The sequence below is a fragment of the Stieleria varia genome, assembly GCF_038443385.1.
Lineage (GTDB): Bacteria > Planctomycetota > Planctomycetia > Pirellulales > Pirellulaceae > Stieleria > Stieleria varia.
Window position 1 is genome coordinate 8,652,316 of record NZ_CP151726.1, and the last position, 25,342, is coordinate 8,677,657.

Sequence of the window (25,342 nt, forward strand, 5' to 3'; positions counted from 1 at the left end):
CAGTTTGGCTACCAGCACGACGCGCAAGCGAGTGATTCATGGCGTTTTGATTCACTCGCGTGCGCTTCGTGCTGGTATTCGCATCTTTCCCCTTCCTTTCACCGCCACAACTTTCCATGCGTTTGCTTGCCGTTACTTTTTTGATCTTGCTCTCCGCCACGACCTTTGCGGCGGAACGAAACGTGATCTTTTTCATCACAGACGACGAAAGCCCCACACTGGGCTGCTACGGAGATACCGCGGCGGCCACTCCCGCCATCGACGCGATTGCGGCAGACGGAGTTTTGTTCCGCAATGCCTTTGCCACCACCGCGTCTTGCAGCGCCAGTCGGAGCGTCGTGATGAGCGGCCTACACAATCATCGCAACGGACAGTACGGCCACCAACACCACTATCACAAGTTTGCATCGTTTCACGACGTGGTCAGTTTGGCACTTCCACGCGTGATGTCGCGAGCCGGCTATCGCACGGGACACATCGGCAAATATCACGTCGCGCCCGAGACCGTGTTTCAATTCGATACCTATCTCAAAGGCAACGGGCGCAACGCGGTGGAGATGGCTGATGCGAGCAAAGCGTTCATCACAGCGAATGATGACAAGCCGTTCTTTCTGTATTTCGGTACGGCGGACCCGCACCGCGGTGGAGGCGTTGACGCCACCAGCGACAGCGAGCTGAAACCCAACTTGTTCGGAAACAAGCCCAATCGGGGTTCGTATCCTGGGGTCGACGAAGTCTTCTTTGATCCAGCCGATGTGATCGTGCCGCCATTCTTGCCGGACACCAAAGAAACGCGTGAAGAACTCGCTCAATATTACCAGTCATGCGCACGTGTCGACGCAGGCGTGGCTCGCCTCGTCGAAATCCTGAAAGCGGCTGACTTGTACGACAAGACCATGATCGTTTTTACCAGCGATCACGGCATGGCATTCGCCGGCGGCAAAACGACCGTCTACGAAGGCGGCTTGCGAGTCCCCTTCATCGTTCGTGATCCGTATCAGAAAACACGTGGAGTACAAACCGATGCAATGATCAGCCACGTCGACATCACACCGAGCCTACTGGATTTCGCAGGAGGCCTGAACACCAAAAAGAATTGCCCTAAAGACATGCTCGACCCCGATGCGTTCTGGAAAGAACGCGACGAAGCAGTCAAGGACAACCGAAACGGCAACAAGGCGTTTCGTTCTTATCAAGGCAAGTCATGGATGCATGTGCTGGCTGATCCCGAAGCAGAACATCACGAAACCATTTTCGCGTCCCACACGTTTCACGAGATTCAAATGTACTATCCGATGCGAGTCGTTCGAGACAAACAGTACAAATTGATTTGGAACATTGCCCACCCGCTGCCCTTTCCCTTTGCCTCCGATCTGTGGAGCGCGAGCAGTTGGCAGGCCCAGTTGGCCAAAGGCAACGACGCACCCTACGGCGAAATGACCGTCGGCCGCTACGTCCAGCGACCCGAGTTCGAACTGTACGACATGCAAGCCGATCCGAACGAGTCAAACAACCTCGCCGAAAGCATGGGGCATAAGGATGTTTTGCAGGAGTATCAGGACAAGCTCAAGACGATGCAGAAGGAATTGGACGATCCCTGGATCATGAAATGGGACTACGAGTGATCGCTAAACGCTAGCAATCTCAATTTCTCTGGATCGCAGCGAGAGATTTCTCTATGGTCGCGATTGGTCAGTCACTGGGCTGACGATTCGCAGGTCAGAGAGGGAAATCATGTCGTTGTTGGCCAGAATCTTGCGTGCCGCTCATTGTCGCAGCACACACCATTATTTCGCGATCGATGCCCTGCAGTGTGTCCAAACGGACAAGGGCCGTGCATTGGCGGATCTGCTGCTGACTCACTACGCCGGCTACTTGCTCGGCGCTAAAGATCCCGACACGCGATTCCGTGATTTCCAAAACCACGTCGTACATGTCTCGGATCGCCACTGGGGCGGCGCTCCCAAGAAAGCCGCCCATTGGGCCGATGAAGCGATCGAGTGCCTTGACGAAGAGTGCTGGGAGGATGCTGCCTACTCGATCGGTGTCCTGTCGCACTACTTCACCGATCCGTTGATGCCGTTACATACCGCATCGAGCGATGCCGAAACAGTCGTCCATCGTCCGATGGAATGGAGCGTTTGTAAATCATATGAGGCAATTTATTCGCGTTGGCGAGACTCGCAATATCAAACCGTGTTTCCTTTGACGAATAAGTCATCGATGTTGAGCGGTTCGGATTGGGTTCGCGACGCGGTGATCCAAGCCGCCGAACTTTCGCATCCACACTACGAACGTTTGATCGAGATTTATGATTTGCCAGCGGGAGTCAAATCGCCGCCGGATGGGCTCAACGACGAGTCGCGTGAGATCTTGACGGACCTGTTCGGGTTTGCGATCACCGGGACCGCTCAAATCATCGATCGCTTGGCGAATCAGACCACTGCGGCGATTCCACCGACCTCGATCGCCTTGGGCACCGTGATCGCTGCCATCCAAATGCCGGCCGCCTGGGTTCTCAAGAAGATCGACTCGGCGAAAGAAAAGCTCGCTGTCGCTGCCTTGTTCAACGAGTATCAGCGAACCGGAACGCTGACACGTCACCTGCCTGCTGAGATCAAAACCGTTCGCAGCGAGCGCGCGGCGGACACGCCTGCCGTATCAACCAAGAGCGAGACTCCGCAACCCGCAACACCGTCGTCCGGCGCAGCAAAGATCACCTCTGTCGAAACGAAACGCATTCCTCAGGTGCCTTCTCTGAGCGAGTCCGACGATCTGGTTGACGCACCGTCGATCGGCCCCAAAACGGCGAAGCGATTCGAGGCGATTGGCATTCACACGGTTGGCGAGTTTCTCAGTGCATCCCCCGACGAAATGGTTGTCAAGCTCGCAACAAGTTGGATCGATCAGCAAAAGCTGATCGACTGGCAACATCAAGCTCGCTTGGTCACCCAGGTGGCATCGTTGTGCGGTTACAAATCACAACTGCTGGTCGCGGTGGGCTGTACCAACGCGTCACAGCTCGCTGAGCAGGATGCATCATCGCTGACGGCACAGATCAAGCAGTTTGCGGGGACATCCGCCGGTAAACGCATCTTGAGAAACACGTCAGCGCCGCCGGAATCGGAAATCCGCAAATGGATCGAAGATGCCAGCAGCACGCCGGTTCGAAAAGTCGCGTGACGCGATTGAACTAGCCTGGATGAGTCAATCAACGTTAGGATTTGGCGGAGAGCATTCGATCGGTGGCAGCCTGCAGCTTCTCTAGATCTCGCGCCATCACGACGCGTCCGTTTCGCTGCGTGGGTTCCTCGTCAACGTTACGTGCTGTGAAGCCTTGCCAAGTGCCTTGAAGCAGGCGACCAGTGCCGCCGCTTACCTTCAAGATGGCGGTGCCGCAGTACCGAGTCTCGCCGGAACTCCAATAGGAAAGCGCGATCATCCCGTCGGAGGACACAACGCCTTCCATCGGATAGTAGAACGCCTCGGCGGCATCATCGATTAGTTCTTCGATGCCGATCTTTGAGCTGACCCCAACGAACCTAATTCGCCCATTGGTTGTCCATGCCTCCAGACGATCCGATTCAAACATCGTTTCTCCGTCGTCTGAAATCTCTGTCCAAGTTGCGTACCAAGTACCACTCAGCCGTTCGGCAGTCGGGCGAACGTGAAAGTGATCGTGAAAAAGTGAGCGTGTGAGCGATTCGGTGCGTTCCTGCTCAACCGTTTCCATGTACTGAGAGACATAAGTTTTCCAAACGGTCTTGGACGCTTCTGGGATCGCCGCCCCGAAGTGCTGGCCAGCCAATTCTTCCAGCAACCTCAGCGTATCGGGCTCCTTGTCTCCTTCATAAATCTGCTTGTCTCGGAACACATCGTGGATGCCACGCTCATCGATAAAGAACGTGACAGGAATGATCATTTTCTGTTGTCCTTCAGCGTAACCACTTTCCCAAACCAGCCAGGGCCGTTCATTCGATCCGGGAGTCAGCAGTGCCAGGATCGTGTCTGCTTCGATCATGTGCTCACGAATGGCTTTTCGCCATTCTCCCGGCCCCACTCCGCCGCCGCCACGATCGTCACTACTGTACCAAGGTGTGACTTGGCCGAGCGTCAGGGTGTTGATGAGCGACTGCCAAGCCTGAGCGAGTGCCTTGTCTTCGTGAGCGTGGCTGATGAATACGCGGAGTCCAGTCATCGTGATCCTAGAGAGTCGAGTTCCGGTTCAAGAAGGCTGCATTGTAACCGCCGCTTCGACGTTTTTCTTGATGCCTCGCAGCATGACCGGGAAAACAAATCCGTGCAGCGGCAATACCGTGTACCAGTACGCAATTCCCAGCAGTCCGCGTGGTCGAAACCTTGCCGTCATCTCCACCTCCGTCGTCTTCTCTTCACCGCGATGAAGTACAAACTCCAATTCAGCTTCCCCCGGTAACCACATTTCGGCGCGCAGCCTCAAACGCTCATTCGGTACGAGCGATGTGACACGCCAAAAATCGACGGCTTCACCGTAATGCAATTGGGTCGGATGATGCCGTCCCCGTCGAAGTCCTGGACCGCCAACGAGTTGATCCATCCATCCGCGAATCTGCCAAAGATAGCCGGCACCCCAATAACCCTTGTCACCTCCGATGCTGCGAATCTCGGCGTAGGTTTCTTCGGCAGTCCCGTGCACCTTCACCACGCGTCGATCGGTCAACGTGGTGCCTCCCGCCCAGTCGGGATCTCCGGGAATCTTACCAGCCGTCGACCATCGCGTTTCGACTTCACCTGAATGCACACGCCCCAAGGCGGCTTCGATGGATTCCTGAATCCCAAAACACTCACCCGGCATTAAACGACGTGCCTCATCGTTGCGACACACCGTGCGATTTCGCAAACCCTCCGCCAGCGGTCGGGCGATGTTGCTGCTGACGGGCGTGACCAGCCCGATCCACAAACTGCTCAATCGGGGCGTCAACACAGGGACGGGAAAGATGACCCGTTTCCGCAGCCCCAATGCTGTGGACATGATCTGCATGATCTCGCGATACGTCATTACATCGTCGCCGCCGATATCGATGGTCCTGCCGGTCGTTTCCCCGACGGACAAGCAATCAACAAGGTATCTCAATACATCACGTATCGCGATCGGCTGGGTTTCGGTCGTGACCCATTTGGGAGTGACCATGACGGGCAATCGTTCGACGAGGTAACGTAGGATTTCAAAGGATGCGGAACCGGAGCCGATGATCATCGCAGCTCGAAAAACCGTGGTCGGCACTTTCCCGCTCTGCAAGATTTCCGCCACCTCGCGTCGACTGTCCAAGTGTTTGGACAGGTCAGGACCGAGTTCCCCCAGTCCACCCAGGTAGATGATTCGACGACACGATGATTTCGCCGCCTGGGAGGAGAACAGCTCTGCCAACTCACGATCGCGCTTCGCGTAGGCTCCCTTGGCGGATTGCATCGAGTGAACGAGATAGTAAGCCGCATCGACATCCGCCAGAGCCTCACTCAACGCGTCTTCGCTCTCCAGCTCTCCAGGAATGATCGTCAGCTGCGGATGTTGACACCAAGAAAACCGGGTGAGCTTCTCAGGGCTCCGTACCAGACATTTGACTCGATAGCCTTCCTGCAACAACTGACGAACAAGTCGCCCACCGACATAACCGGTCGCCCCGCACACGAGGAGGCACTGTGAATGAACAGAAGAGGTTGAGTTGGTCATTGATGGTCGCGCTTCAAATGCGCACCTGCCTGGGGAGTCGTTCGTTGGGAGATCATAACCGTTTGCCAAGTCATGTTTGCGTGAACGATCAAGATCGACCGTCCCGCAAATGGCCGATTTCTGACCATCGAGGCGAATAGGACACCAAATGATCCATGATTGACAACGGAAACATTGCAAATCTCGCACCAGGAACATTCCATCCTTTATTGGCACACCGTCTGCATTCCATTGATTTCGCGCGTCCACCATCTGCCGACGAGATGGGCGCCTACGAGATGGGCGCCTACGAGATGGGCGCCTACGAGATGGGCTCTGCGCACTCAATCAACCAGAGAGGGAGATGTGACAATGAAGATAGAAGAATATCCGGAAACGGAACCCCAAGACTCCAATGAAAACCATGAGACCGAAAACCATGAGACGTTGAAGGACATGGTGAGAGGAACAGACACGCCCTTGGGAGAGAAGGAGCCCAGTGCCCCATTCGCAATGGTCGCATTGTCCTACCCGGTGATGCTGATCCTAGGTCTCATGCTGATCGCGTTCTTGATTTGGCTCTTCTGAATCGGTAGGTCTGAACCGAATGGAGCATTCACGTTTCTAAAATCTTTTCACTACGGCACAACCATGAGCAAAACGAAACAGACGACGCCGGAAATCGACGCCATCCTGTCAGAACTGACCCACGTGGCCAAAGAAGCGTTCGAAGGTGGCACACTCGATTCAGATAGAGTCGATAAGCTGACTCAATCGCTGTCTGTCAACGGGTGGAAACGTCACTCATCCGATGCTCCGCCTTTGGAGGATCAAGTAAGAGAACGTGTGTTGGCATCACTGGACTCTCGAGGCACGTCGCACGAATCGGAACTCTCGGCAATCGTGGGAAAGATTCAACAGTCATATGATTCGCAAACCGACTCACAGACGCCCGCGAGTAACCAAACAGCTCCGACGTGACGCTGTATCAGTCGTTCATAAGATGAATGCCCCTGAGATACGTCTCGATGACTCGCTAACACTGTGAAAGTGCGAAAAGCAACAATCCGGTATCTTTGATAAAATCACGCGGAGCGATGATTCATACGTCGATTTGTCGACACTTTCTTCCTGTACGGCCCACGTTACGGTGGAAACTACGCTCGTCCCAGGGGACGTGTGATATAAGTTACCACTTGCGGATTGTCGTTCGACTCTCGGGAGGCGACGTCTATTGCTGACGTCTTTGGTTACCCATCTGAATGGGGACTGAGTCGGGAAAGCGAAATCGGATCCCGCGAGGGATCGCAGAAGGTAGCCACGGGTCGCCGAAGGCGCACCCGTGGTATGCGACAACCATGTTAAATCGACCCCGAAGGGTGTCGCAGACTTCTCGGAATCGGGGCTGCGACCGCCTCCGGGGTCGGTTTTCATAACACCAAATGAACCGGCGATGATCGCTGCGCTCTATCGCCGGCTACCGTCTGAGACCGCTTCACGGTCACATGAAGCAACAATTCTTTTCACGTCCCCCGAGTCGACAACGTAGAGTTCGATTACCCAGGTCGGCGCTGCGCTCTGCCCTGGGCTTTCATGTTCGGCCCCTTCGGGACATGGGAAAAATAAGTGTCCTAGCTCTTTGCTAAAACCACACGGTGCGACGATTGCTATGTGGGTTTATCGACACCTGTCTTCCGCATGTTGCGCATTGTCCAAAGCAGACGCGACGTCGCGATTGATATCGCTACCACCACGGATCAACCGCCGTCCATCATTGATCACTCCCCCTCTTCCTCTGCGGCCTTGAGTTTGCGGTACAAGGTTTTTCGATCGACGCCAAGGATCTTAGCTGCTTGAGTGCGGTTGCCGTCGACCGCCGTCAAGACATGCTCAACGTAACGCCGTTCAATCTCCTCCAACGGCACCAACTCGGATGGATCGTCACCACCGATGAAGACTTCGCTGCCTCGATGATCGCGGACCTTATCGGGTAAGTCATCGATTGTGATGGTATCGTGCTGAGTCAACGCGACGGCTCGTTCCATCACGTTTCTCAGCTCTCGAACGTTACCCGGCCATCGATATGCAAGCAGTCGCTGAGCGGCAGGCGCAGCGATCCCAGTCACATTCTTTCCGCTCCGCGAGGCGAATCGCTGGATTTGGTCGTTGGCAAGCCTCAGCACGTCTGTCCCGCGTGCACGCAATGGGGGCAAATGCAGCTGGATGACATTGATCCGATAAAAGAGATCTTGGCGAAACGTGCCTTCGTCGACGGCGGATTCCAGGTCTTTGTGAGTGGCCGCTAAAACACGCACATTGAACTTGATTTCCCGATCGCCCCCGACGGGACGCAAACTACCCTCTTCCAGTGCACGTAGCAACTTGACTTGCATCGCGATCGGCATGTCGCCGATTTCGTCCAACAACAACGTTCCGCCTTCCGCTTCGAGGAACAAGCCTCGGCGTTGAGTCCGTGCATCTGTGAAAGCACCCTTCTCGTGCCCAAAAAGTTCGCTTTCCAAGAGTGACTCAGACAGGGCAGCGCAGTTCACTGCAACGAAGGGGCGTTCGGCGCGCGTGCTGAGTCGATGGATGCATCTCGCGACAACTTCTTTGCCCGTACCGCTTTCTCCTGTGATCAAGATGGACGCGTCCGAGGGCGCAACTCGCCGTAGCTGGTCGTACATCATCAACATCGGCTCGCTTTCACCGATCAATTCGGGCAACGGCTCCTTGTGCTGAGCTTCGGTTTCCAGCAAATGGATCTTCTGAGACATCTGACGGCGCTCGACGGCCCTGCGAACGGTCATTCTCAGCAGTTGCAACTCCACCGGTTTGGTGATGAAGTCATAAGCACCGTTTCTCATCGCACTGACCGCCAATTCCATGCTGCCGAACGCCGTCATGACGACCACGGGCACGTCGGGACGCAACTGAGAGATTTGCTGACATAGCTCCAATCCCGAGGTCCCCGGCATTCGCACATCTGTCAGCACAGCATCGATGTCGACTTCCTTGAGCCGCTGTAACGCTTCGTCGGCAGACAGACAAGTGATCACTTTGTGTCCGGCAATCTCCAGTGCCGTCTGCACCATTTCGCACATGGCGCGTTCATCATCGACGACCAGAATCACGCTCTCATTCATGCCGAGTCTCTGATGGTTCCCTGTGTCATCTGGCGTTTGGGCACGGTGACGAGAAACGTCGATCCATGGCCTGGGGCACTGCCCGGTGTGCTGTCCACGGTGATCTCTCCGCCGTGTTCACTGACGATCCCGTGGGAGATGGCCAGTCCCAGTCCGTTGCCTTCCCCGACGGGTTTGGTGGTAAAGAATGGTTCGAACAAATGGCTGAGTGTGTCTTGGTCCATTCCCCGACCATTGTCGGTGACGGTCAACTGAAACTTGTCGCCACGATCCTGTAGAGAGATCACCACTTCGACTCCCGAGTCGTCCGACTGGACGGCGTTGTTGATCAGGTTGGTGACCACTTGTTGCATTTGCGCCTGGTCAATTTCCGCCATCACGGCCTGTTCCGGAACATCCAATCGCAACTCGGCGTGGGATTTCTCCGCCAGCGGACGCAGCAATCCGATGGTCGTGCTGAGCAGCTGCGTCAGATTGGTTTCTTCGCGATGAGGGCGACGTTGTCTCGCAAACTCCAGCAGGCTTGAGATGGTCCGTGAAATGCGATCGCTCTCGGTTTTGATGGCCAAGGCGCTCTCGCGTGTGCCTTGTGGAGTCAAGTCGCCCGAGGCGATCAACTCGGCGCGTCCGGAGACGACATTAAGCGGCGTGCCGATTTCATGGGCGATGCCTGCCGCAATACGTCCCACGCTTCGCAGCCGATCCGCATGCCTCAATTGCTCCAACGCATCGATTCGATGAGCGGTTTCGATCTCCAGTTGTTCACGTTGCTGCGTCAACCGCTCGCACATTTGATTGACGGCTGATCCGAGTTTGCCGAGTTCATCATTGGAATTCAGTTCGACGGGGCCGGCGAAATCTCCTCGCGACACTCGGCCGACTTTGGCGATCAAGCGATCCAACGGTCTGCCCACCATTCTGATCCCGCCCACAAAGATGACGATCGCTGAAAGACCACTGACACCGACCAGGGTCAACAACGACGTCGTCAATGCATTCTGGAGATGACTCTCACCACTGGAATCGGGCGCGCTGATTTCGATTCGCGATCCACTGGGCGACGGTTCACCCGCTGGGCCGGTGCTGTCAAAAAGCGGGACGTAGGTGTAAAGCCGATTGGTGCCTTGTTCGTCAGGCATCGAAATGGTCGTGATGTGCTCGGTCACTGTCAGACGTTCCACCGGCACGCGAGGCAAGTGGGAGCGATCTGATGTGGTCAGTTGGACACGTCGGACCCGAACGTGTCGCACTTTTGCAGGCTGAGAATCCAACTCCATCGCCGATTGTTGAATGATCTCGGCAAGATCCTCCGCATAGCGTTGATGCTGCTCCAGTGCGATCTGGCGTTCTCGTTGCAGAGTGATGATCGAGAACACAACAACGATCAGCAGGATTCCGACAAGGAACAATAGTATCAGTTTGGCAGCCAGTCGCATCGGTTTAGTTGCAGAGAGTGGGAATGGGCATCTGATGGAGTGTATTGCAAACAGAGCGGTTGTGGGAGCAACGTCGCAGGTTGCGGCACATCTGTCAGGACAAAAAGACAGCCAGCGTCCTGAGTGGCGGGGACGCTGGCTGCTGCGCTAATACGAACCGTGTTCGGCGTCCATGCCTGAGAGTTGCGGGCTTGCTGCCCATCGCAGGGTGCCTATCGTTTCAAAACGACAAAGCGTGATCCCTGCTCGGTGCGAATCAGCAGGAGGGTTCCGCTGTTTGATTCCTCTGCGGACTTCATCGCTGCGACAAAGTCATCAACGGACTCCATCGGTTTGCGATCGACCTGTGCGATCACCATTCCAGGTTCCAGACCCGCCTCGGCTGCAGGAGAACCTTCTTCAACACGAGTGATGACCACTCCGCCGTCAGATTTCAGGTTCAGGGATTTCGCCACTTCCGCTGAAAGCTTGTCGACTTCCAATCCCCAGTCGGACAGACGACTCTCGTTAAGCGTTGGCTCACCATCTGCTTTGGCCAGGAACTCTTCGGGAACTTCGGTACCCACATAAGTCATCGTCATCGGCTTGCTGTCTCGCAAGATCTGGACATCGACCTTTTGGCCTACCGTTGCACGCTCCACCGCCAACTGCAACGCCTGCGGCGTTTGCGTCGAGGTGCCGCCGAAGGAGACGATCACGTCACCCGACTGCAGTCCCATGTCGGCCGCGGGAGTGCCATCATGAATCTCCGTTACCAAGACGCCTGCGCGTGGCTTGACGCCCAGTTGCTTCGCCAAGTCTTGTGTGACCGGTTGGATGCCGACTCCCAAGTAGGCTCGTTTGACCGTGCCGTGAGAGACCAATTGATCGCTGACCCAACGAGCCAAGTTTGACGGGACGGAGAATCCGATGCCATCGTTGCCACCGCCGCGAGAGCTGATCGCGGTGTTGATCCCGATGACTTCGCCGGCCAAGTTCACCAGCGGACCGCCACTGTTGCCCGGATTGATCGCCGCATCGGTTTGCAAAAAGTTCTCTCGTGCGGTGATGCCGATGCCGCGATGCTTGGCGCTGATGATACCTGCCGTCACAGTGCTTTCCAAGCCAAAGGGTTGCCCCAAAGCAACGACCCAGTCACCAATTTCCATCGCATCACTGTCGCCGAGTTTGGCTGGCACCAAGTCCGTCGCACCGTCAATTTTGACGACCGCGATGTCGGTTTTCGGGTCGGTCCAGACGCTGCTGGCGATGAACTCCCGGCCGTCTTGAACTCGCACCGTGACTTCACCTCCCCCGGCAACCACGTGATTGTTGGTCAGGATGATCCCGTCGGCATCAATGATCACGCCCGAGCCGATCCCACGGGCGGGCGATGGCATCTTGGGGCTAAAACCTTTCGGCATTCCGGGTTCACCTGGGCGGTTAGGAAATTCGAATTCTCGGAACATGTCCTCGAATGGAGTTCCGCGAAACGGGTTTTCTCCGGTAGAGGGTGCACCCGATGGCCGCATCATTCGCTGCTGCGTTGCGGCGACCGCGGGGCGATTTTCAATGGCGACGACCGACGGCAGCATGTGTTCGGAAATGGCGCGAAAAGCCATCGACAGCCCGTTGGCGGATTCGATTGCATGTTTGGTTTCCGGCGAAACCGTATCCATCAGCGCGGGCCTTTCCGCTTGCCGTGAATGTGCCGCCGTGACCATCGCGGCCCCGACACAGATCGCGGATACCGATGCGAGTGTGATCCACACACCGCTGAATCTTGACTTGCGTTGCATTACAGTTGTTCTCTCTTGAAAGGGACGAAAGGTGAGTTTGGTGGAAGGATTCTTTCTCAGTCGTTATCGACTGTTAGGTGTTGTCGATGACGACTTCCGTCACTGCGATCGTGGGCGGCATCCATACCGGTGCGGGCAGGCAACGACGGCTTGCTCTGACTCGCTTGCTCCAGCGGCTTCTTACCTCTTGGGATCGTTTGCGGATCTGCTCTGGCGTGGGATCACAGATGGTCGGCTCAGTGGCCTTTTGGGTTTTCTTCATAGGGTCTCTCCCCGTTGGATGGTCAGCGGAGTGTTCAGCGGATGGCGGAACGTTGCAGGGGAGGGAATGCACGAGTCGTGCCAAACGCATTTGGTGCCGTTTTTTACGTGTTTTTTCCATCATTCAAGGCATTGACCTGGGGCATATTTCCCGATCGGGGCAGATTGCCCCAAAGAACCCGGATCGAGCGAGCCGAATTGACTGAGGGCGAATCCGAGGAACAGAACCCGAGAGTTGCGATTCTTTGCGGTTTGGTACTGCATTCGCACCCGCTTGCCGTACACTTCTGTTTGAGAAGGTATTTCTTGAGCCAAGTCTCGGAGCGATGACATGACCTACGGCGAAACCCTTTGCGAGCGAGTGGAGTCCTCGCTCAAACGCGCGATGGAGATACATCAATTTCAATGCACGCAGCTTGATGGCGAGGTAACCGTCAGCGGCACCGTGCAAAGTCTTGCCGATTTGAATCGCATTCCGACGATCGCCAGATTGGTGCCAGGGGTGCGCAAAGTCGTCAACAAGATGGCGTGCCAGCCAGAATCGAACGCCTCGGAATGACAGTCGGTTTGGGCGGCGGATTGCACCGAGCGTGAATTCTCGGACAATGTGAACTCGTCGGCCAACAAGACTCATTCCCGCGGATCGGTTCTTCATGCCTCTCTACCTGTCCGTGATGCTGTTGGTACTCACGACGCTCTCGTCGTTGGTTCAGGCACAGGTCAATGAGAGCGTACCGACCGGCAATCCACCCGCCGCGACCACTTCCCTCCGCGATCGTGTGACCGAGTCGGATTTAGAGGAAGCACAAAAGACGCAAACGCTGGCGTTGATCGGGCAAGCCGAAAAGCAGACCGCCGATGCGAAGGCCAAGTCGGAACTTGCCAAACAACGTGCCGCTGCACTGGAAACGGTGACACAACGCGCCGAGGCCGCACGGCAGTCCATCCGCGATCTCAAAGATTTCAAGCCCTCCGTCGCCCAAAATCTGTCTCTCGCCGATCTCGAAGCCAGCTTGGCCACGTTGACCGAATCGACCAGAGCGGCCAAACAAGCGTTGGCGGCGTCCGAGTCCGCGATGAAAGACACCGCTCAGCGACGCGCCGTAATCGATGCGGAACTGCCCAAACTCACCGCATCTCTGGAGGAGCGAAAGCAACAGTTACAGAACGCCATGGCCAGCGGTGACGCGACCTTGGTTGGCGAAGCCATCGTTGCCGAATTGAAATCGTCGGTCGAGTCCTTACAAGCAGACATCGAGGCCATCAAAGCCGAAAAGGCTCTGCTGGACGCAGAGGTCGCCGCAAGCCTGCCTCAAGTGACTCGCGACCTGAAGGCTCGACAGGTGGAGACGATGGAGGCCCAGCTCGCCACTTTGCAGCAGGCGGTCGAGAATGAACGTGTCGACGATGCGACAAAACGATTGAGAAAAGCGCAGCAGATGTTGCCCGAACTGCCTGCCGTGTTGCAACCCATCGGGCAACGCAATGAACAGCTTGCGATGTTGATCAAGCACCTCGCACGCGATATCGAATCGGCAACGGATGAACTGAACGAGCGTACCGAGGAACTGGACAACCTCTCGGAACAATTCGAGCAAGCCACCGATCGTGTGGACAAAGTGGGCTTGACCGACGCGGTCGGCGCCATGCTGAGAAACCTCAAACAGAACTTGCCCAGCATCCGTGTCAATCAACTGAGAATCCGTCAGCGAGCGTCCAAGATCAACGATGCGAACTATCAGTTGATGGAGATGACCGATCGCCGAAACCAACGATTGGGAATGACCATCGATGGCCTGATGCGAGACGCCAGAGAGTCGACCTCCAGTGACCAACGCGAATCACTCAGCGAGGAGGCCCGCGAGTTGCTTCAAGAACAGCGTACGGAATATCTGGACCCAGCCATTCGGGCGCAGTCCGAGTACTTCAACACGATGGTCTCGATCTCAACAGTGGAAGACGAAATCATTCAGTTGGTTGAAAAGGCATCGAAATACATCAACGAAAACGTGCTATGGATCCGCAGCACGCGACCGCTTTACACGCATCCCGTGCCCAGTTCTGACGAATGGTGGTTCACGTTGCCATCGGCTTGGGGAAACGTCTGGTCCAGAATCTGGGCCGACCTGCTGGAACGTTCAGCTGCATGGTTGGTGGCTTTCATGGCGCTGGCCACTTTGATTCTGTCGCGTTACCGATTGCGAGCAGAGATCGGTCACCTGGGCGAAAAAGCGTCTCAGTCGAGTTTTTCGCATTTCATGCCGACGGCCAAAGCGTTTTTATGGACGGTGGCGACTGCCGTCCCGGTCCCCTTGGCATTCGGATTCTTGGGCTCCCGATTCGGCTCCGTTGCGGGCAATGACCGTACGCTTGCCGCCCTGTCTCAAGCATGCATTGGCCTTGCCTACGCGTACTTTCCGTTGGACTTTTTGCGTCAAGTCTGTCGCACCCACGGGTTGGCCGAGTCGCACTTTGGCTGGCCGGCGCAAGCGATCGCAAAGATCCGTCGCCCTTTGCGACTGTTGCTCTGGGGCGCGGTTCCTCTGGCCGCGTTCGCCGCGTTCTTGGCAGGTGGCACCTCCGGTTACGGCAACGATGTCCTGGAACGCTATGTCGTGCTGGCCGCCTGCGTGATCTTGGGAGTCTTTGTCTATCGAGTGGCGCATCCCCGACGGGGTGCGCCGGCACGGTACTTAGCCTCCGACCCCGAGGGTTGGCTCAATCGACTCTCATACATCTGGTATCCCGGTCTGATCGCGATTCCGGTTTCGTTGGGTGCCTTGACGGTCATCGGATACCACTTCACCAGCCAGCAGATCGGCTGGCGTTTTTTTCAGTCGCTCGGTTTGCTGTTCGGAATCGGTGTCGCTGTCTCTCTGACCATGCGATGGTCTCTGGTTCACCGTCGACGGTTGAGAATCGAACAAGCAAAGGCATTGCGTGCGAGCTTGCAGCGACAGTCAGCCGAGCAGGGCGAAACGGCACCCAGCGAGGGACCGATCACGATCCCCAGCGAAACCGCAGCAGACTTGCAGGAGCAAATGAATCAGTCACGCAGTCTGTTTCAGACCGCGATGGCGTCGGCCGCCTTGGTCGGACTGTGGCTGGTTTGGCGCGACGTGATCCCCGCGTTGGGGATCTTTGAAAAATGGCCACTTTGGTCGACCACGGATAGCATTACCGAGGCAATCAAGGACGACAAAGGAAACTTCGTCACACAGTCGCGTGAAGTCATCGATTTGGTCACGATCACGGATGTCGGACTGGCCGTGCTGATCTTCATCGTGACCATCGCCGCAGCGAGAAATCTGCCGGGTTTACTGGAGTTTGCCGTTCTTCGTCGCCTACCCCTGGATCGTAGTGTCCGCTATGCGGTGACAACGCTGGTCAGTTACGCAATCGTCATGCTGGGATTGATCGTCGCCGGGGGAACCATCGGATTGCACTGGAATCAGATTCAATGGATGGCCACGGCACTGACCTTTGGTTTGGCGTTCGGTTTGCAAGAGATGTTCGCCAACTTCATCGCCGGGATCATCATTCTCTTCGAGCAGCCCGTTCGCGTCGGCGACGTCGTGGAGATTGATGGGGTGACCGGAGTCGTTTCGAAAATCAGAATCCGCGCGACCACGATCACCGACTGGGATCGCAAAGACTACATCGTACCGAACAAAGAATTCATCACCGGCAAACTGCTCAACTGGACGCGATCGGACGAGATCGTTCGTATCTCCGTAGCGGTCGGCATCGCCTACGGCAGTGATACATCAATGGCACGAAAACTGTTGCTGGAGTCCGCCGCTGAACATCCCGACGTGCTGTCCGATCCGCCGACCCTGGCGACCTTCGACGGCTTTGGCGACAACAGCCTCAATTTCACCCTGCGTGTGTTTGTCAGCACCTACGAAAAGCGATTCCACATCTGTAACGATTTGCATATGTCGATCGACAACAAGTTTCGCGATGCGGGCATCGAAATTTCGTTCCCTCAACGTGATCTACACCTGCGTAGCCTGCCAAATGAAATCCGACATTTCTTTGAATCGACGTCATCGAAGAACAATGAGGCCACTGAATGAACCGAAAGAAGTTCCGCAAGTTACTTCGGCGTCGATCGAGAACTGAAACGAAACCCGGCACAGCGCCGGGAACCCTGGTGGTCGACCATTCCGCAACTCAATCGACCATTCATGTCACACGATTCAATGCGACCGAGATCAGTCGCGACGCCGACGTGGCCATCGATTCGATTCCTGACATCGTGGACGGCTACGTTCTCTGGGTCGATGTTGTGGGCCTGGGAGATTTCAACGTCGTGCGAGCGGTTGCCAAACACTTCAACATCCATGACCTTTCGCTGGAGGACGTGGTCAAAACCCACCAACGTCCCAAGATCGAAGTCTTTGATGATCATCTCTACATCGTCGTTCGCATGCCACATTGCGAGGGCGGGCTGGACTTGGAACAAGTCAGCTTGTTCGTCGGCAAAGGCTACGTGGTGACGTGGCAGGAACGGCCCGGTGACTGCTTTCAAGCTGTTCATGAACGCCTGCAATCACCCATCCGCGCGGTACGACAAAACGGCAGCGATTTCCTGGCCTATGCATTGGTCGATGCGATCATTGATGAATACTTTCCTTTGGTCCACCAGTACGGTGACACCCTGGAAGAAATCGAGGACGACTTGGTGGACACCAATCTGCTCGACCAAACGATTCACCAAATCTTTGCCGTCCGATCGGACATCCGAACGCTGCGGCGGGTCGCTTGGTCTCACCGAGAAATGATCCGCAACTGGATGGCGTACAACGGTGAGTTGACCAGCGAAGCAACGCAGTTGCACCTGCGAGATGTGGCCGACCACACGATTCGTGTCGTTGAACTCTTGGAGGGCTGCCGGGAAACATGCGCCGACCTACGCGACTTGCACATGTCGGCAACGAGCATGCGGATGAACGAAGTGATGAAGGTGCTGACGGTGATCGCGACGATCTTCATTCCGTTGGGATTCATCGCCGGTGTTTACGGAATGAACTTTTCGACCGAATCCTCTCGGTGGAACATGCCGGAGACACAGTGGAAATTTGGCTATCCGATGTCATTGGCTTTGATGTCGACCGTTGCGATCGGCATGCTGATTTTCTTCCGCCGCAAAGGCTGGATCGGTGGTTCGAACCAGCCGACGGACACGTAGGCGAGTCTGTCTCAGACTTGCAAGCATCGAGCCACCGGGACGTGCAATCTATTACTGGCGCAGTGGACGAAACCCGTCACTTATTGATTTCTTGCCCCGAAGGGGCCGAACATGAAAGCCCAGGGCAGAGCGCAGCGCCGCCCTGGGGAATCGAACACCCAACTACCACCTCGCCCTGAAAGGGCAAAACACTGATTATTCCCGTGTCGAAAAAACACTGTAGCGCCCACTTCGGGGCTTGGGGAGTTACGACGCACAGCAACCCAGGGCGGCGCTACGCTTTGCCCTGGGCTATTTTGTCATGTCCCTTCGGGACGGAATGCATTACGTCCCTTGGGACGCACAATCCATCTATTGAACAGGCCAGGCGAACGCTGCGCAACTATAATCCACCCCCATCGTTGTGATCTTCAATCCTCAGGAACATCAATCGCGTCTTTCGCCGTCTCGGAAATGCACCATGTCAAGTGACGCCGCACCGATATTTGTGACCGGCGGTACCGGGTTCATCGGCACCCGGCTTGTCCAAACTTTGATCGGGCAAGAATATCGAGTTCGCGTCTTGACTCGTCGCGGACCGGAAACAGCCGACACCTCCTGGTTGAGTCATGAGCGTATCGAGTTGGTTCACGGTGACATTACAGATGTGGGCTCACTGATCCGTGGCATGCAGGGCTGTGATCGCGTGTTGCACTTGGCCGCCTATGCCAAAAACTGGGCACCGTCTCGTGACATCTACAATCAAATCAACGTCGAGGGAATGCGGAACGTGTTTGCGGCCGCTGAGCAGGTTGGTGTTCGGCGAGTGGTGTGGACCAGCACGATCATGACGCTCGGCCCCTCGACGCCTGGCAAAGTCGGCGATGAACGGATGCCCCGATCCAGCAACGAGTTCCTGACGGGATACGAAGAATCAAAGTGGCTTGCCGAGCAGGAAGCATTTCGTTGGACCGATCGCGGATTTCCAGTGGTGATCGTAAACCCGACACGCGTTTATGGACCTGGCCCTCTGACCGAGGGCAATGCGTTGGCCAAGCTGATCGACGACTACAATCGTGGTCGTGTGCCCATTCTGTTCAACCGTGGTGTCAATGTAGGAAACTACGTCCTCGTCGATGATGTTGTCCAGGGACACCTGCTGGCGTTGGAAAAGGGCCGTGTCGGCGAGCGGTACATCCTGGGAGGAACCAACGTCAGCCTGCGTGATTTTTTCCGCGCCATTGATGGCGTCACCGGCAGAACGCATTGGCAAATCCCGACATTCAAGTTCGGCCCGCTGTTGCTCTCACACCTGATGGAGCTTCGAGCCCGTTGGTTCGGTGCCTACCCGCTGATCACGCCGGGCTGGGTCAGGACCTTTGCCACGGACTGGGCGTTTTCTTCGGACAAGGCCATTGAAGAACTTGGATATCGGCCAACGCCTCTCAAGGACGGATTGAAATTGACCTGCCAATGGCTGCAACAAATGCACGGAAAGTAAAATGAAGTCGTTGTCATCACTCGCCTCCACTGCGCGAGACCCCAAGTTTCGGCCGACAGTCATCCTGCTCGTCGCCACGCCACTCATGATGTGCTGGCGATACTACGGCTCACGAGATTACTTCGCCGAACACATCACGCAGTGGATGCCTGCCCAGATGGTGCCGGCCGATTGGATGCCTGGCGGAACCGATCTGCAACATGCTGCGGCGGTCTTTCAGTTCCTTACCTGCTTCGCTCTGCTGGGACTGATCCCCGCGCTGATTCTGCGATGTGGTTATCGCGAACGCCTGCGTGACTACGGTTTGTGTGTGGGCGATCCTCGCAAGACGGCGCTGTCATTGCTCATCTTGTCTCCGGTGTTTCTCGTCGCGGGCTATCTTGGGTCTCAAGATCCAGAGGTTGCCCAGGCCTTTCCGATCAACCCTCGCGCCGGTGATTCGGCCGGGATGTTTGTGATGCACGGAGCCACTTACCTGCTGTTTTATCTGGGGTGGGAGTTTTGCTTTCGCGGTTTCTTGCTGTTTGGATTACGTGATTCGCTCGGCGATGCGAACGCGATCCTGGTTCAAACCATGGCCTCGACGTTGCTGCACATCGGCGGCCCGGCGGCGGAAGCGTTCGGGGCGATCCTCGGCGGGATTTTATGGGGCTGGCTGGCGTTGTGGTCACGGTCGCTGCTGTCTGGACTGGCGCAGCATTACCTCTTGGGAATCTCGCTGGATTACTTCTTGTGCTTCCACGACTCCTGATGTGCCGACGGGAAGTTTCGCGATGACTGGACTTCACTCCATGGTCGCGACCCGATCCACGAGATCGATGACGGATTCGTCCACCATGAACGTGGGCCTCGGGCGCTAGCCGTGGGCAGGTCCCGTAATCCGCATCAGGCCCACGGCTAGCGCCTGAGGCTCACTAGATCAACAGACCGCTAACGCCAAAATGGCTAGTCATCACGTGTCAATCTTCAGATGTCTGGTTTTGGAAGTAGTCACGCAGGCAAGCCAATAGCGCGGCATAGATTGGATTGAGAAAATCCGCGACCAACTGAGGATTGTCCGCTTGATACTGTGACGTCCACTGCACGAACGTTGCGTCGTCAGCCGTGATCGGCAACAAGCGAATAGAACCGATGTACGCTGATACAGAAGCACTGGAAACAGGTTCGGGGCCTTCATCGATGGAGTAAGAAAGCTTGTACCTGCTCTCATCCAATTCTTGAAGCGTTTCCTCGAACGCACCGTTGAGTACACGTTTGGCACCAACTCGGTCACCTGGGATCTCACCAACAGCCGTCACGCTGGTGATGAAAGGCCGTCCCCATTCGAGCTGATGAAAATCTCGGACTTCATCCCACACTTTGTCGATCGGTGCGTCAACGACGATTGAGTTGTAGCAGGGCATTTTGATTCCTGTGGTTCCACGTGTTCCGCGTCCGCAAACGCGTTGTCTGGTCAATGCTTGGTCGCTTCGTGAATCCGCCGGATCTACGGAGCAAAGCGTCGCCCATCTAAATGATATAGAATTTGGCTCCTGCGATGTTCGCCATTGTCGATCAACTTTGCTCGCTCCGAAAATCCGTCACATTCAATCTTTGACACGGCAAAATCTGTTTCAATGGGTGCATTGTCTGACAAAGATCGTGTGACGATCAACGTCACGCAACTGGAACGGTGGATACGCACCAGCGTATGCCGCATAGATACGTTGTTGCACCGCTGTCGCACGACGATGGTCTCGAAAGACTTGAATTGGAGCGTTTGGTCCACTAAGAATGATTCTATCTCATCTCTTCCCCCAAATTCGCTGCTACGAAGTAGTGCTAGGCGAGAAAGATACAAAAGACTGCGAAAGAATGTCAGGTTTCAGTGCTTCGTTCTTTTCGGCGACATCGGCTACGCGATAACCACCCCCGTCCCCTTTGACGTTCATCCCCTTTGACGTTTCGAAAATTTGCGGAGTAACCCAGTGAAAGAAATTGTTCTGAGCGTTGTTGCGATGACCTGGTGGTTGGTTCCCGAGACGATGGCGCAAGACCCTGCGCCATTCAAACCGCCATTTTTTGCATTTGAAAATGGAGTTCACTTCGGCAGCACTCAGGAGCGTGCGCGGGTGCTGAAGGAGCTTGGCTACGACGGCATCGGCTCGGCAAATCCTCAGAATCTGCCGGAGCGTCTGCAGGTCTACGACGCGGCCGGTTTAAAGATCTATAGTCTGTACGTGGGCGGCAGTTTGCAAGCCGGTGGGCCGAAGTATGACAAGGTCATTTCTACTGCGATCGAGCAATTGAAAGGTCGCGATACGGTGATCGAACTTTTTGTTCAAGGCGGCTCGGGAGCCAGCGATACCGCAGCAGTCGCTTTCGTGCGTGACATTGCGGATCAGGCGAAAGCATCCGGCTTACGGGTCGTGCTGTATCCGCACACCGGTTTTTACATCGATACGATTGGTGACGCCGTCCGAATCGCCAAAGCCAGCGACCGAGAGAATGTGGGTGTGATGTTTAATCTTTGCCACTTTCTGAATGTCCAGCCGGAGGCCGACTTCCGAGCGGCCCTGACCCAAGCGAAACCCTATTTGTGGCGGGTCAGTGTTTCGGGAGGCAAGGTTGGCGGCAAGCCTTGGAACGAACTGATTCAAACCCTCGACCAGGGCGATTTTGATCAAGTCGCATTGCTGCGGGAATTAAGGAACCACGGGTTCAAGGGCGCGGTGGGCTTGCAGTGCTACGGCGTTGGCGGCGACTCGCGAGAAAACTTGAAACGGAGCGTCCAGGCGTGGCAAAAGAACTTGGCTGAACTCAGCAAATAGGAGGGTCACGGACAGAGGGTGAGATGTAAAGATTCAGTGAGCCTTTGTGCCACGAAAGGCAGGTTCGCATTGCGAGACATCATTCGATCGCCAGCACGCAATTTGGCAGAGCTTGCGTTAACTTGGTGATCGCCGCCTTCGAAAATTTGCTTTGCCCGGTGTCGAGACGAATCTCCTCAAGCGATTTGCATCGGGCAAGCGTCGCCAGAGCGTCGTCAGTGAATTTGTTTCCCTCCAAGTTGAGCTTCGTCAATGAGGGCATTTGCATCAGTGGCAGGATTGACCTGTCGGTGCATCCGGTCCAACCCGCGCTGAGAGACTGCAGCTCTTGTAGTTTCGGTAGTTGAACAGACGCCTCCGGTGTCATCGTTTGCGTCGCGTTGAGTCCGAGATGACGCAGACGAGGGAATTGTTCGCAAATCAAACTCAACCCGACCGGTGAGATCTCAGTGCCCCAGACGCTCAAGACTCGAATGCGATTCAGTGGAGCAAGTTGCCCGAGCATCACGTCGTTGACGTTCGACTTCATCAGAGCGATGTTGGAAACAGAGCGATGGTGCAGGTTGATCAGTTGGATGATCTCCGGCGTCAGTTGGGCGCCGTAAAGGCCCAGTTCATACAGCTCTCCGGTCGGCCGTCGGGACAGGTGTGGAGTGATAGCCGCAAGCGGTCGTGAAAGACATCCAGGGGCGTACTCGGCAAGCAACGTTCTCCAGTTTTTTCTGACCGCTGGTGCCGCCTCCGACGACGCTGAGTCGACCCATGTCGTGTCACTGGCGAGATTCATCGAAACGGACTCGCATTGCCGATTGCTGTTGGCAATCCAATCCTCCAGTGAGTCTGAGTCGGACGGATTTCCAAAGACGCAACCACGGAACGATTTTCCGTCCACCTCGACCACCACAAACCACTGCTTCTGATCGGGCTGGCTCGCGTAGACCGCGAGACCGCCACGTTCAAGCCGATGGTCGTAGTCGCGGACCCAAAGGTTCTTCAACCGGCTCAACGACTCCGGGCCTTCGATCACCCCCGTGGTTTCGACGACCACTTCTTCGCTGACAATCAATGAGATTTCTTGAACTTCAATGGACGACAGGTTTCTTCGCTGTCCGGTGTAGGTACCGGCATTGGGTCGAGGCTGACCATCGGCGACTCTGCCTAGAATTTGAGCCAATGATTCTGGCTCCACTCGCTGTGTCCGCTTGGGGATCGCGACCAAACGAAGGCCCAGGCTACGACTTCGCTCCGTGTCCTCCGCAAAGCTTCGGCTGCTGACTTGCGAGTCGACTGGCAGTGACGACCAACTGCCGCCTCGGATCACGTGCTCATCGACTTGTCCGCGACGCATTCTGGGGGCAGAGCAGTTCGGGTGAGTTGCAGCCGATGGCTTGCCGCAAAGTTCCCAGACGTTTCCGGTCGTGTCATGCAGTCCCCAGGGGTTGGCCGGGTAGCTTGCCACCTTGCTGGTCAAACCCAGAAACCGTCCAGAGCGATTTGTTCCACGAATAGCAGTTCCCCGGACGTTGGCCCTGACACCATCTTCTTTTGGACCCCAAAAATAGGGCGTCGCTGTGCCGGCTCGTGCGGCGTATTCCCATTCGATCTCAGTTGGCAAACGGTAGTCGTACTGAGGGTCCCTGTGACTGCACCATTCGCAATACGCTTGGGCGCCCGCCGGACTGATCCCGACGAGAGGTTGCTGGGGAGACTGCGAAAAAGGCGATTTTGGATTGATCTGATATTGGCCATCCACGTCAACGATTGGCGATTTGCCAAAAGTCATGCGGCCCCATTCCCCTTTGAGTTCCACCTCGGGATCGTTCAGCCAGCTCAGAGCCATGGCAAGGGTGACCTCTGACGCGCCGATCCAAAACGGTGATTCGATTTCCATCGCTTGGTCCAATTTCTGATTGCCGACCAGCGACCTTGCCTGAACATCAGTCAGTTTACCAGGCTCAATCCAGACCATCGGATAGTCATCACCGCCGGGGCGATAGTGTTCTGCTACCGTCCGATACATGAGCTCCTCATGTTCGTCCGCACGCATTGCGGCCAAGAGCCCGGCACCAATCCTCATGATCTCTGTCGCAGCCAGTTGCGGTGCTTCGTTCTTTGCCCAGTCGTTCTGATGACGCTTGTTCGATTCGACCAGGCGGTCGCGACGCCTCTGAAGTCGCTCAATGCTCTTTGCCACCGAGACGACCTCTGGATCATTCACCTTGGTCAGTCGTTTCAGTTCCTCGTACTCCTTGCGCTCTGTAACCAAGTCTTTTGCAATCTCAGATAGTATCTGAGCACGCGATTCGTCGAGCAACGAAATCTCGGTAGCGAGGCGTATTTGATTCTGCGAAATCTGCTGGTTTAGTTTTGACAAGTCTTCATCCGCCACCGGCGTCTTTGCATTCAAAACGGCTTTGGTTCTCCCTCCGACGGATCCAAGAAACTCAGCGAACGCCTGCTCAAATGCGGCGGGAGTCCCTGCGGGCGATTCCGCTGTTTCGGATAATTCGATCGTCGCATTCAATGCGGCTGGCTTGACAGTGTTTGGCTTTACCTTCTCCACTGAATCAGCAACCGCCACTGTTTGCATGGGCGGATCATTCTTCGGTGTCGTTACTCCTTCTGCCGTTGTGGATTCTCCCCGCAGAACGCGAGCCAGTTTCGCATTGCGTTGTTCGATCGACCTCCACTCCTCCTGACTCAGATTGGATCCCAGAAAATCGCTCATTCGCGTCAAGGCTTGTCCGAAAAGGGAACGGGCGTTTTGCCAGTCACCCTGATTGAATCCTTGCTCAGCCTGCGACGCCAATCGATTGATCGTCCATAGTTCGGGGTCATTCTCAAGTCGCTCGGGCACCGATTTCTGGGCTTGTTGCCATTCCTCTCGTAGTCCGTCCGCCTGTGAGGCCTTGGCATTGTCGCGTTCTGCGGACCCCACGTCTGAGAGCAGCAACATCAGTGAGCTCTCCGCCTGATCGATTTCCCCGTCGTCAAGCTGGCGACCAATCTGCATGTATCGCTCTTTCAACTCGACAACGCGACTGGCGATGGACGCAGATTGTTCCAACCAAGCGGTTTGCGTGAGCGTTTCGCCAATCGGCTTGTGTAGTTTGCCCAGTCGGGTGAGCTCGACATCGAGCTTCTCGGCTTGATCAACCAAGTTGATCGCATTGCGGATGTTCTCAACGGGAGTATTCGAATCGGGTTGCAGCGATGCATCATGTAGTAGGTCTGCTTCACGTAATAGACGCTCGACAGAGGGATTCTTTTGGCTCTGTAATGTGCCCAGCATTCTTCTCTGAACGGAATACTGGTTCGACAGTGATCGCAGTTGCGAATTTTGATGGGCACGCCAGCCGACAAGTGCGATCAGCGCCAGCAGAGCCAATGTCGTCGTGATGGCGAAGCCGTGACGAATCATTTGCTTTCGATTTTTGCGGCGGATCTTGAACGATCGGATTTCGTCACAGGCCGCAGCAGCACTCCACAGGGACGCCGACGGGTCGGTTAGTTTCTTTATTTGATTCGTCATGTTCAGGATCAAGTGC

Annotated in this window: 18 protein-coding genes; 10 read left to right on the forward strand and 8 right to left on the reverse strand. The window is 55.8% G+C overall.

Annotation, left to right across the window (positions count from 1 at the left end):
* Nucleotides 1-116: 116 nt before the first annotated feature.
* Nucleotides 117-1,625, forward strand: coding sequence for a sulfatase family protein (locus Pla52nx_RS29255; RefSeq protein ID WP_146521479.1), 1,509 nt, complete (start codon nt 117-119; stop codon nt 1,623-1,625).
* A gap of 109 nt (nt 1,626-1,734) precedes the next feature.
* Complete coding sequence (locus Pla52nx_RS29260) at nt 1,735-3,183, forward strand: DUF4332 domain-containing protein (protein WP_146521480.1); 1,449 nt, start codon at nt 1,735-1,737, stop codon at nt 3,181-3,183.
* 34 nt (nt 3,184-3,217) lie between these two features.
* Here Pla52nx_RS29260 and Pla52nx_RS29265 read toward each other — a convergent pair whose 3' ends face one another.
* Both Pla52nx_RS29265 and Pla52nx_RS29270 read right to left on the reverse strand, forming a co-directional pair.
* Nucleotides 3,218-4,198, reverse strand: a complete 981-nt coding sequence (locus Pla52nx_RS29265) for a toll/interleukin-1 receptor domain-containing protein (protein WP_146521481.1) — start codon at nt 4,196-4,198, stop codon at nt 3,218-3,220.
* A 27-nt stretch (nt 4,199-4,225) separates the two neighbouring features.
* Complete coding sequence (locus tag Pla52nx_RS29270; protein ID WP_146521482.1) at nt 4,226-5,710, reverse strand: SDR family oxidoreductase; 1,485 nt, start codon at nt 5,708-5,710, stop codon at nt 4,226-4,228.
* A 351-nt stretch (nt 5,711-6,061) separates the two neighbouring features.
* On the opposite strand from Pla52nx_RS29270, the gene Pla52nx_RS29275 reads away from it, so the two are divergent.
* Together Pla52nx_RS29275 and Pla52nx_RS29280 are read left to right on the forward strand one after the other, a co-directional pair.
* Nucleotides 6,062-6,277 (forward strand): hypothetical protein, encoded by a 216-nt coding sequence (locus Pla52nx_RS29275; RefSeq protein WP_146521483.1) that lies wholly within the window; start codon nt 6,062-6,064, stop codon nt 6,275-6,277.
* Nucleotides 6,278-6,340: 63 nt separating this feature from the next.
* Entirely contained in the window at nt 6,341-6,670 is a 330-nt protein-coding gene (locus Pla52nx_RS29280; RefSeq protein ID WP_146521484.1) for a hypothetical protein, read from the forward strand.
* A gap of 797 nt (nt 6,671-7,467) precedes the next feature.
* Here Pla52nx_RS29280 and Pla52nx_RS29285 read toward each other — a convergent pair.
* From Pla52nx_RS29285 to Pla52nx_RS29300, 4 genes are all read right to left on the reverse strand, one after another.
* On the reverse strand, nt 7,468-8,835 hold the full coding sequence (locus Pla52nx_RS29285) for a sigma-54-dependent transcriptional regulator (RefSeq protein WP_146521485.1): 1,368 nt from the start codon (nt 8,833-8,835) through the stop codon (nt 7,468-7,470).
* Nucleotides 8,832-10,271, reverse strand: a complete 1,440-nt coding sequence (locus tag Pla52nx_RS29290; protein ID WP_146521486.1) for a sensor histidine kinase — start codon at nt 10,269-10,271, stop codon at nt 8,832-8,834. The genes Pla52nx_RS29285 and Pla52nx_RS29290 overlap by 4 nt, the downstream gene beginning before the upstream one ends.
* Before the next feature lie 212 nt (nt 10,272-10,483).
* Entirely contained in the window at nt 10,484-12,049 is a 1,566-nt protein-coding gene (locus Pla52nx_RS29295) for a Do family serine endopeptidase (protein WP_146521487.1), read from the reverse strand.
* Between the two features lie 73 nt (nt 12,050-12,122).
* Complete coding sequence (locus tag Pla52nx_RS29300) at nt 12,123-12,311, reverse strand: hypothetical protein (RefSeq protein ID WP_146521488.1); 189 nt, start codon at nt 12,309-12,311, stop codon at nt 12,123-12,125.
* Between the two features lie 330 nt (nt 12,312-12,641).
* Between Pla52nx_RS29300 and Pla52nx_RS29305 the strand changes: the two genes are divergently transcribed.
* The 5 genes from Pla52nx_RS29305 (at nt 12,642) to Pla52nx_RS29325 (ending at nt 19,735) form a co-directional block, all read left to right on the forward strand.
* The gene (locus tag Pla52nx_RS29305) at nt 12,642-12,869 is read left to right on the forward strand and encodes a BON domain-containing protein (RefSeq protein WP_146521489.1); all 228 of its coding nucleotides are present in this window, start codon (nt 12,642-12,644) and stop codon (nt 12,867-12,869) included.
* Nucleotides 12,870-12,963: 94 nt separating this feature from the next.
* Nucleotides 12,964-16,389 carry a mechanosensitive ion channel domain-containing protein gene (locus tag Pla52nx_RS29310; protein ID WP_146521490.1) on the forward strand — a complete coding sequence of 1,142 codons (3,426 nt, stop codon included), beginning with the start codon at nt 12,964-12,966 and terminating at the stop codon, nt 16,387-16,389.
* Nucleotides 16,386-17,504, forward strand: a complete 1,119-nt coding sequence (gene corA, locus Pla52nx_RS29315; RefSeq protein ID WP_146521491.1) for a magnesium/cobalt transporter CorA — start codon at nt 16,386-16,388, stop codon at nt 17,502-17,504. Before Pla52nx_RS29310 ends, corA begins: the two co-directional genes overlap by 4 nt.
* 460 nt (nt 17,505-17,964) lie before the next feature.
* The gene (locus tag Pla52nx_RS29320) at nt 17,965-18,984 is read left to right on the forward strand and encodes an NAD-dependent epimerase/dehydratase family protein (protein ID WP_146521492.1); all 1,020 of its coding nucleotides are present in this window, start codon (nt 17,965-17,967) and stop codon (nt 18,982-18,984) included.
* 1 nt (nt 18,985) lies between these two features.
* Nucleotides 18,986-19,735 carry a CPBP family intramembrane glutamic endopeptidase gene (locus tag Pla52nx_RS29325; protein WP_146521493.1) on the forward strand — a complete coding sequence of 250 codons (750 nt, stop codon included), beginning with the start codon at nt 18,986-18,988 and terminating at the stop codon, nt 19,733-19,735.
* A 208-nt stretch (nt 19,736-19,943) separates the two neighbouring features.
* On the opposite strand, the gene Pla52nx_RS29330 is transcribed toward Pla52nx_RS29325, so the two are convergent.
* Nucleotides 19,944-20,387, reverse strand: coding sequence for an SRPBCC family protein (locus Pla52nx_RS29330; protein WP_197454798.1), 444 nt, complete (start codon nt 20,385-20,387; stop codon nt 19,944-19,946).
* Between the two features lie 564 nt (nt 20,388-20,951).
* Here Pla52nx_RS29330 and Pla52nx_RS29335 point away from each other — a divergent pair.
* Complete coding sequence (locus Pla52nx_RS29335) at nt 20,952-21,794, forward strand: sugar phosphate isomerase/epimerase family protein (protein WP_146521494.1); 843 nt, start codon at nt 20,952-20,954, stop codon at nt 21,792-21,794.
* A gap of 79 nt (nt 21,795-21,873) precedes the next feature.
* Here Pla52nx_RS29335 and Pla52nx_RS29340 read toward each other — a convergent pair whose 3' ends face one another.
* The gene (locus Pla52nx_RS29340) at nt 21,874-25,326 is read right to left on the reverse strand and encodes an SUMF1/EgtB/PvdO family nonheme iron enzyme (RefSeq protein ID WP_146521495.1); all 3,453 of its coding nucleotides are present in this window, start codon (nt 25,324-25,326) and stop codon (nt 21,874-21,876) included.
* Nucleotides 25,327-25,342 lie beyond the last annotated feature (16 nt).

Bases quoted from the DNA above. Each gene is read 5' to 3' on its own strand.
- Pla52nx_RS29295 (WP_146521487.1), bottom strand. From the start codon at position 12,049: ATGCAACGCAAGTCAAGATTCAGCGGTGTGTGGATCACACTCGCATCG.
- Pla52nx_RS29285 (WP_146521485.1), bottom strand. From the start codon at position 8,835: ATGAATGAGAGCGTGATTCTGGTCGTCGATGATGAACGCGCCATGTGC.
- Pla52nx_RS29275 (WP_146521483.1), top strand. From the start codon at position 6,062: ATGAAGATAGAAGAATATCCGGAAACGGAACCCCAAGACTCCAATGAA.
- Pla52nx_RS29320 (WP_146521492.1), top strand. From the start codon at position 17,965: ATGTCAAGTGACGCCGCACCGATATTTGTGACCGGCGGTACCGGGTTC.
- Pla52nx_RS29310 (WP_146521490.1), top strand. From the start codon at position 12,964: ATGCCTCTCTACCTGTCCGTGATGCTGTTGGTACTCACGACGCTCTCG.
- Pla52nx_RS29270 (WP_146521482.1), bottom strand. From the start codon at position 5,710: ATGACCAACTCAACCTCTTCTGTTCATTCACAGTGCCTCCTCGTGTGC.
- Pla52nx_RS29300 (WP_146521488.1), bottom strand. From the start codon at position 12,311: ATGAAGAAAACCCAAAAGGCCACTGAGCCGACCATCTGTGATCCCACG.
- Pla52nx_RS29265 (WP_146521481.1), bottom strand. From the start codon at position 4,198: ATGACTGGACTCCGCGTATTCATCAGCCACGCTCACGAAGACAAGGCA.
- corA (WP_146521491.1), top strand. From the start codon at position 16,386: ATGAACCGAAAGAAGTTCCGCAAGTTACTTCGGCGTCGATCGAGAACT.
- Pla52nx_RS29325 (WP_146521493.1), top strand. From the start codon at position 18,986: ATGAAGTCGTTGTCATCACTCGCCTCCACTGCGCGAGACCCCAAGTTT.
- Pla52nx_RS29330 (WP_197454798.1), bottom strand. From the start codon at position 20,387: ATGCCCTGCTACAACTCAATCGTCGTTGACGCACCGATCGACAAAGTG.
- Pla52nx_RS29255 (WP_146521479.1), top strand. From the start codon at position 117: ATGCGTTTGCTTGCCGTTACTTTTTTGATCTTGCTCTCCGCCACGACC.
- Pla52nx_RS29280 (WP_146521484.1), top strand. From the start codon at position 6,341: ATGAGCAAAACGAAACAGACGACGCCGGAAATCGACGCCATCCTGTCA.
- Pla52nx_RS29260 (WP_146521480.1), top strand. From the start codon at position 1,735: ATGTCGTTGTTGGCCAGAATCTTGCGTGCCGCTCATTGTCGCAGCACA.
- Pla52nx_RS29290 (WP_146521486.1), bottom strand. From the start codon at position 10,271: ATGCGACTGGCTGCCAAACTGATACTATTGTTCCTTGTCGGAATCCTG.
- Pla52nx_RS29340 (WP_146521495.1), bottom strand. From the start codon at position 25,326: ATGACGAATCAAATAAAGAAACTAACCGACCCGTCGGCGTCCCTGTGG.
- Pla52nx_RS29305 (WP_146521489.1), top strand. From the start codon at position 12,642: ATGACCTACGGCGAAACCCTTTGCGAGCGAGTGGAGTCCTCGCTCAAA.